The following is a 7,358-nucleotide window of genomic DNA, read 5'->3' on the forward strand; positions in this document are numbered from 1 at the left end:
CTTTAGATCATTCAACCGGATACTTTTGCAATTTTACCCTGTTCGATATAGACAAGTAAAATTGAAATGTCCGCCGGATTTACACCGGAGATGCGTGATGCCTGAGCAATTGACAGCGGCTGAACCTCGCGCAGCTTCTGTCTCGCTTCTGAAGCAAGCCCTGTGATCGCATCATAATCAATGCCTTCTGGAATCTTTTTATTCTCCATCTTTTTCAGCTTATCTACCTGCTGAAGAGATTTTTCGATATATCCTTCATATTTCACCTGAATCTCAACCTGTTCCTCTACATCAGCAGGAAGTTCAATCGCTGCAGGTGACAATGCTTTAATATGATTGTACGTGATTTCCGGTCTTCTTAAAAGGTCTGTTCCGCGAATTCCGTCTTTTAAAGCAGAGCTGCCTGCTTCTTCAAGCAGTGTCTGTGTTGCTTCATTCGGCTTAATAATAACTTCCTGTAATCTTTTAATTTCTGCATCAATCTGCTCTTTTTTCAGATTAAAACGGCTGTAGCGCTCATCTGAAATCAGACCGATCTCATGACCAACGTCTGTTAATCTCAGGTCTGCATTATCATGACGCAGAAGCAGACGGTATTCAGCACGGGACGTCAGCAGACGGTAAGGTTCATTCGTCCCTTTTGTCACGAGATCATCAATTAATACGCCGATATATGCATCAGATCGGCTCAAAATGACTTCTTCTTTATCAAACGCGCGTCTTGCAGCATTAATACCGGCCATCAGTCCCTGACCAGCTGCTTCCTCGTAGCCTGACGTTCCGTTGATCTGACCTGCAGTGTACAGGTTACGGATTTTTTTCGTCTCCAGTGTCGGCCATAGCTGAGTCGGCACCATTGCATCGTACTCAATTGCATAGCCTGAACGCATCATCTGCGCGTTTTCAAGGCCCGGAATTGTTGAAAGGATCTGCTGCTGCACATCTTCAGGAAGACTCGTAGATAGACCTTGTACGTAAACTTCCTTCGTATTACGGCCTTCAGGCTCAAGGAAGATCTGGTGACGCGGCTTATCGTTAAAGCGCACAACCTTATCCTCGATTGAAGGACAATAACGCGGGCCTGTACCTTTAATCATACCTGAGTACATTGCAGAACGGTGTAAATTATCGTCGATGATCTGATGTGTTTCTGCATTTGTATAAGTCAGCCAGCATGGCAGCTGATCTGTAATAAATTCAGTTGTTTCATAGCTGAATGCACGCGGCGTTTCGTCACCGGGCTGAATCTCAGTTTTCGTGTAATCAATTGTCGAGCTGTTAACACGCGGCGGTGTACCTGTCTTAAATCGTACGACATCAAAGCCAAGCGCTCTCATATGATCGGCAAGACCAATTGACGGCTGCTGGTTATTCGGACCGCTTGAATACTTCAGATCGCCAATAATGACTTCACCACGCAGGAATGTACCTGCTGTGATAATCGTTGTTTTCGCACGGAAAGTTGCACCGGTATTCGTGATGACACCATGACACTCACCATCTTCAATGATCAATTCTTCAACCATTCCCTGGAGAAGCGTCATATTAGGCTCGTTTTCAATCGTTTCCTTCATCATTTGCTGGTAAAGTACCTTATCAGCCTGTGCACGAAGCGCGCGCACGGCAGGTCCTTTTCCAGTGTTCAGCATACGCATTTGAATATGCGTACGGTCAATTGTGCGTCCCATCTGACCGCCAAGTGCGTCGATTTCGCGCACAACGATTCCCTTAGCCGGTCCGCCGACTGAAGGGTTACACGGCATAAACGCCACCATATCAAGATTTATTGTTAACATTAGTGTTTTTGCACCCATTCGTGCAGAAGCAAGACCCGCTTCCACACCCGCGTGACCGGCACCAATGACGATTACATCATAATTTCCTGCTTCAAATTTTTTCACCATGATGATGAATGTCCTCCTTTTTAACTGAACCAGTGCCGCTGATTTCCGCTTCAGGCGGAGGCTTTCCGCGCGGCGTGCGCTGAGCCTCCTCACCTTCGGTTGCGGGGTCTCAGCTGTCACGCTTTTCGCGCCGGAGTCCCCGCCTTACGCTCCAATCAGCTATGTGCAGTTAAATAGATTGCCTATTTAATACCGATTCAGGTAAATATATTTTAAAATAAACCACCCTTAGAAAGTTGGGTCAGTTTTATATCAATTGACTAGTTGAAAGAGAAATTCACGATACCCGGAGTGGAAGGCGGCGACTCCGGGACGATTAGTGGGAAGCTGAGACCCCGCAAGGCGAAGCCTGAGGAGGCTCAGCAACCACCGTCCGGAAAGCGTCCGCCTGAAACGCAGGGTAGCAGTTATAAAAGCTTATCTTATTTCCCAAGGCAGAATTGCGAGAATAGCTGGTCAATCAGGCTTTCCTGAACGGTGTCTCCGATCATTTCTCCTAAGATCTCCCACGTGCGGCGCAGATCGATCTGAACCATATCAACCGGTGTACCCATTTCAGCACCCTGAAGCGCTTCTTCAATTGCCTGAAGCGCCTGGTGCAGCAGTGCAATGTGACGGCTGTTTGATACGTATGTGCCATCACCAAGGTCGACTGAACCGTCAAAGAACAGTGATGCAATGGATTCTTCGAGCTCATCTACACCCTGCTCTTTTAAAAGAGAGGTCGTGACGAGCTTATGATCGCCTGACAGCTGCTTCACTTCATCTAAATCAATGACCTGATCAAGGTCCGTTTTATTCACGATCACGATCACATCCATTCCAGTGACCGCTTCAAACAGCCTGCGATCCTCATCAGACAGCTCTTCACCGTGATTCAAGACAAGTAAAATCAGATCTGCTTCCTTTAATACCTGGCGTGACCGCTCCACGCCGATCCGTTCGACAATATCCTCTGTTTCTCGGATCCCCGCTGTATCGACAAGCTTAAGCGGAACCCCTCTGACATTGACATATTCTTCAATGACATCACGCGTTGTACCCGGGATATCTGTGACAATCGCTTTATTTTCCTGCACAAGACTATTTAATAAGGAAGATTTTCCGACATTCGGTCTGCCGATGATCACGGTCGAGAGGCCTTCACGCAGAATTTTCCCCTGTTCCGATGTTCTCAGCAGCTTTTCTACCTCATCGCGCACGTACTGTGATTTTTCCATCATCATATTTAATGTCATTTCTTCAACATCATCATACTCAGGATAGTCAATATTCACTTCCACCTGCGCTAAAATTTCTAAAATCTCCTGACGCAGTGACTGTACTAAACGCGACAGTCTGCCCTGCATCTGATTCATTGCAACACTCATCGCACGGTCCGTTTTCGCACGGATCAGATCCATTACCGCCTCTGCCTGAGAGAGGTCAATCCGTCCATTTAAAAACGCACGCTTTGTGAACTCGCCCGGCTCTGCAAGCCTTGCCCCTTCACGTAACAGCAACTGAAGCACTCGGTTTACACTGACAACACCGCCGTGACAGTTAATCTCCACCACATCTTCACGGGTAAACGTCTTTGGTCCTTTCATAACAGAAACCATCACTTCTTCGATGGTCTCGTCTGTTTTTGGATCCACAATATGCCCGTAGTGAATGGTGTGGGATGGGACAGACTGCAGCTGCTTCCCGCCACTTCTATATACACGGTCAGCAATCGTGAATGCTTCATCACCGCTTAACCGTACAATCGCGATCGCGCCTTCACCCATTGGTGTCGAAATTGCTGCAATCGTGTCAAACTCCATAACATGTCACCTCGTTACTTTCTCTATACAGTAAGAAGGGCCTTCCAGACAGAAGGCCTCCGTTATATACTCTCTAAATCATTAGAATACCATACTTTTGCATCGAAAAAAAGAAAATCAGTTGGCATTATCCACAATGTATGGTAAGGAAGTGTGTTATTCACATGTGGATAACACACATTGATTCATCGATACCCACTGATCCTTTCCGTGGAGGACTGCGCTTTCCGCGGCCGCGCGCTGAGCCTCCTCAGACTTCGTCTTCCGGGGTCTCAGCTGTCGCTTCTATGCCGCAGGAGTCTCCGTCCTCCACTCCAAGGATCAGCTAGAGTGTTGAATACAATTTTCTTAATAAATATATTGATTTATTGGTAAATTATCCAAATTAATATATATATATATATATATATATTAGTGAAATTATTAGTTGTATTTAAAAAACATTAAATCTACAGCGTGGTTCGCAGTGGAAGGCGGCGACTCCTACGGGATTAAACGGACAGGTGAGACCCCGCAGTGCGAAGCACGAGGAGGCTCACCGCCGTTCCCGTGGAAAGCGTCCGCCTGAAACGGAGAACCAACGCCAGGGCTTAACACCCAACACTTAAAACCATTACATAAAAAAATCAGCTGCCATCAGACAGCTGATTTTAATTTAATATTTAGCAGTAATTACCAAATATCGGTGAGGCTCACGGCCTTCGGAATGAGTTTCGATATCAGGTCTTGAAGACAGTGCGCTGTGAATGATCTTCCGTTCGAAAGACGGCATTGGCTCGAGCTTTACAGGGCGTCTTGTACGAATCGCCTGTTCTGCTTTACGTTCAGCCAGCTGACTGAGTGTCACGCGTCTTCTTTCACGGTAATCTTCTGCATCTAACACGATTGTTACAAATTGTTCGGTGTAGCGGTTTGCAATCAGCTGAGCAAGGGTCTGAAGCGCATTGAGCGTTTGACCTCGTTTGCCGATCAGCAGTGCAACTTTTTCACTTTCAAGCAATATTGTCACAACTTTTCCTTCGCGCTGGACTGAGATTGCAAGTTCAACGCCCATTTGACCGGCGATATCCTTTAAGTAACGTTCGACTTCTTCAATCGCGTCCTTTTTTCGGATAACCTGGACCTTTGCCGGGCGTGATCCCAGCCCAAGAAAACCTTTTTTTCCTTCATCGAGTACTGATATTTCAGCCTGCTCTCTGGAAATACCGAGTTTTACAAGCGCTTCAGAAACAGCGTCTTCAACAGTAGCACCAGTCAGCGTGATCTCCTCATTCACATACAGCCCCTCCTATCAAGTTGTGCTTTTCACTTCACTTTTCTTAAATGTACCATTAATAAGTAAAGTCTGCACAATCATAAAGACGTTACCGACTACCCAGTAAAGTGATAGGGCAGTTGGGAAAATGAAAGCAAACACTGCGATCATGACAGGCATTAGATATAGCATGATCTGCATTTGCGGGTTCATACCTGCAGGGTTACCTGCCATCATAATTTTCTGCTGAAGGAATGTTGTTAAACCAGTTACGATCGGCAGAATAAAGTATGGATCTGTTTCACCCAGGTCGAACCATAGGAAATTGTGATTTGCGATTTCAGTCGTTCTGACAATTGCATGATAGAATGCAATCAGAATCGGCATTTGAATTAATAATGGGAAACAGCCGGCAAGCGGATTAACTCCGTGCTTTTGGAACATGGCCATTGTTTCCTGCTGAAGCTTTTGCTGCGTTTGAGCATCCTTTGAAGAATACTGTTCACGTAACTTCATCATTTCTGGCTGGATTTCCTGCATGCGCTTTGTATTTTTTGTCTGCTTGATCATCAGTGGCAGCAGTACAAAACGGATGATAAGTGTAACAATTACAATCCCGAGACCATAGTTTTCATTAAAGTATTCAGCAATCTGTGTAATCAGCCAAGATAGCGGATATACAAAATAGCTATTCCAAATCCCTTCACTGTCTGATGTGATCGGCTGATCGATTTCCGTACAACCTGCAAGGAAAACAGCTACGACCGCAAACATCATAAAGGGAAAGAGTTTCTTCTTCACGAATATGTTCCTCCCTGTCTTTCTAAAAATTGTTTCTATTCTTATAACCACCCGTTATTGTAACACGTTTGGTCAAATTGGACCTCTATTTCTTAGAATGTTCACTTTTTAGCACGCGTGATTTTTTCATCACATGTGTCAGTGATTTCTTCGTTTCATGGAAATTCAAATCAGCTGCCGGCTTTCTCGCAATGACAACATAGTCAAAAGAGGGGTCCAGCTCATTTGAGAGTTCCAGAAACACCTGCCTGATATATCGTTTGACCTGAACACGGGTTACCGCGTTACCAACTTTTTTGCTGACAGACATGCCAAGACGAAACATGGCCTGATCCTGCTTTTTCAGACGGTAGAGAACGAACTGGCGGTTGGCCATCGATGTTCCTTTTTTAAAGACTGCCTGAAATTCAGGATTTTTTTTGATTCTCTGCTCTTTTCTCATCACGCCACCCACAATTTTCGATATTTTCCCGGTATTTAAGCGAAAAAAGACCACTGAGTGGAATCAGTGGTCTTAAGCAGACAATACTTTACGTCCACGTTGACGGCGACGAGCAAGAACCTTGCGTCCGTTCTTCGTGCTCATGCGTGCGCGGAATCCGTGTACTTTACTTCTTTTACGAGTATTTGGTTGGAATGTACGTTTCATAGTAAGACACCTCCTAAAAAGATCATTTATATCTATGATCAGAACTCTAAACATTCTAAGTCATTATAGCGACGGTCAGTCGTCATTGTCAATGTCTGATTCGTGCAACCACTATATCATAACACCCTCTTCATCTTCGTTCAATAGAAAAATGAAAAAATAATCAAATCCTGTAAGCGGGGGTGGAGTAGCTGGCGGAATAAGGCTCAGATGAATAGTACCTTAATAGGGGGGAAACGTGATCCGGAATTTTGCGAATCTGACTTTAAAATTTGCTGATCTGACCCGAAAATCCGGCAGCCGAAGCACATCTGGCCGTAAATCCTCAGAATGTGACCTCAAAATTTTTGAATGCGATCCGGAATTGCGCCGATCTGACCTTAAGTTTACGACCGCACCCATCATTATAGTAGAAAGCAGTCAAACAACCTCAAATTTTAACCTCTAAACCGTGGAAGTAAATTTCTTTTTTCATTCTTCCTGAAATAGAATGCCAGGTCTATTTTTGAATATCATTCCTTCAAAACTAAAATTCTCTCAATCTGTTAATAACTCTGCACAGCGTTTTACTCATCAAAAAAATTATCCACAGCGCTTATCGACACCTTTTTCACACGTTCACCCCTTGTGGATAGTTGAATCCCGATTGTTGAAAGGCATGTGGATAAATATGATCAGCCATTGCACTGATTGGTTTTATTTGATATTATAGTTGTGTTTTCACTCTGAATAACTTTTTGACAGATTTATATTATCCACAAATGTGGATAGCTTGTGGATAAACCTTTTCACATGCATGTAAAAAGTTGTCCACAGCTGCTGAATATTGTCGATACATCACGAATTCGGCTTTTTTCGTTATTCATGATGATGTATATATATGAATTTTCACTTTCGAGAATACTTTTCTTGAAAAATATTAGGTAGAAGGAGGGGGCATTTAG

6 protein-coding genes are annotated in these 7,358 nt (G+C 44.4%); all 6 read right to left on the minus strand.

Translation table 11 applies throughout. The features are described 5' to 3' along the window. Positions 1–11: 11 nt before the first annotated feature. On the minus strand, positions 12–1,904 hold the full coding sequence (gene mnmG / locus LG330_RS18510; RefSeq protein WP_404406520.1) for a tRNA uridine-5-carboxymethylaminomethyl(34) synthesis enzyme MnmG: 1,893 nt from the start codon (positions 1,902–1,904) through the stop codon (positions 12–14). A 422-nt stretch (positions 1,905–2,326) separates the two neighbouring features. After that, entirely contained in the window at positions 2,327–3,709 is a 1,383-nt protein-coding gene (gene mnmE / locus LG330_RS18515) for a tRNA uridine-5-carboxymethylaminomethyl(34) synthesis GTPase MnmE (RefSeq protein ID WP_404406522.1), read from the minus strand. A 655-nt stretch (positions 3,710–4,364) separates the two neighbouring features. Further along, positions 4,365–4,985, minus strand: a complete 621-nt coding sequence (gene jag / locus LG330_RS18520; protein WP_404406524.1) for an RNA-binding cell elongation regulator Jag/EloR — start codon at positions 4,983–4,985, stop codon at positions 4,365–4,367. 15 nt (positions 4,986–5,000) lie between these two features. After that, positions 5,001–5,765 carry a YidC family membrane integrase SpoIIIJ gene (spoIIIJ, locus tag LG330_RS18525; protein ID WP_404406526.1) on the minus strand — a complete coding sequence of 255 codons (765 nt, stop codon included), beginning with the start codon at positions 5,763–5,765 and terminating at the stop codon, positions 5,001–5,003. 85 nt (positions 5,766–5,850) lie between these two features. Beyond that, positions 5,851–6,207 carry a ribonuclease P protein component gene (rnpA, locus tag LG330_RS18530; protein WP_404406528.1) on the minus strand — a complete coding sequence of 119 codons (357 nt, stop codon included), beginning with the start codon at positions 6,205–6,207 and terminating at the stop codon, positions 5,851–5,853. Between the two features lie 72 nt (positions 6,208–6,279). Beyond that, positions 6,280–6,414 (minus strand): 50S ribosomal protein L34, encoded by a 135-nt coding sequence (rpmH, locus tag LG330_RS18535; protein ID WP_082029149.1) that lies wholly within the window; start codon positions 6,412–6,414, stop codon positions 6,280–6,282. Positions 6,415–7,358 lie beyond the last annotated feature (944 nt).

The sequence above is a fragment of the Jeotgalibacillus malaysiensis genome (assembly GCF_044789845.1).
GTDB classification, from domain to species: domain Bacteria; phylum Bacillota; class Bacilli; order Bacillales; family Jeotgalibacillaceae; genus Jeotgalibacillus; species Jeotgalibacillus malaysiensis_A.

Coding starts and splice junctions, on each gene's coding strand:
- mnmG (WP_404406520.1), bottom strand. CDS start 1,904: ATGGTGAAAAAATTTGAAGCAGGAAATTATGATGTAATCGTCATTGGT.
- mnmE (WP_404406522.1), bottom strand. CDS start 3,709: ATGGAGTTTGACACGATTGCAGCAATTTCGACACCAATGGGTGAAGGC.
- rnpA (WP_404406528.1), bottom strand. CDS start 6,207: ATGAGAAAAGAGCAGAGAATCAAAAAAAATCCTGAATTTCAGGCAGTC.
- rpmH (WP_082029149.1), bottom strand. CDS start 6,414: ATGAAACGTACATTCCAACCAAATACTCGTAAAAGAAGTAAAGTACAC.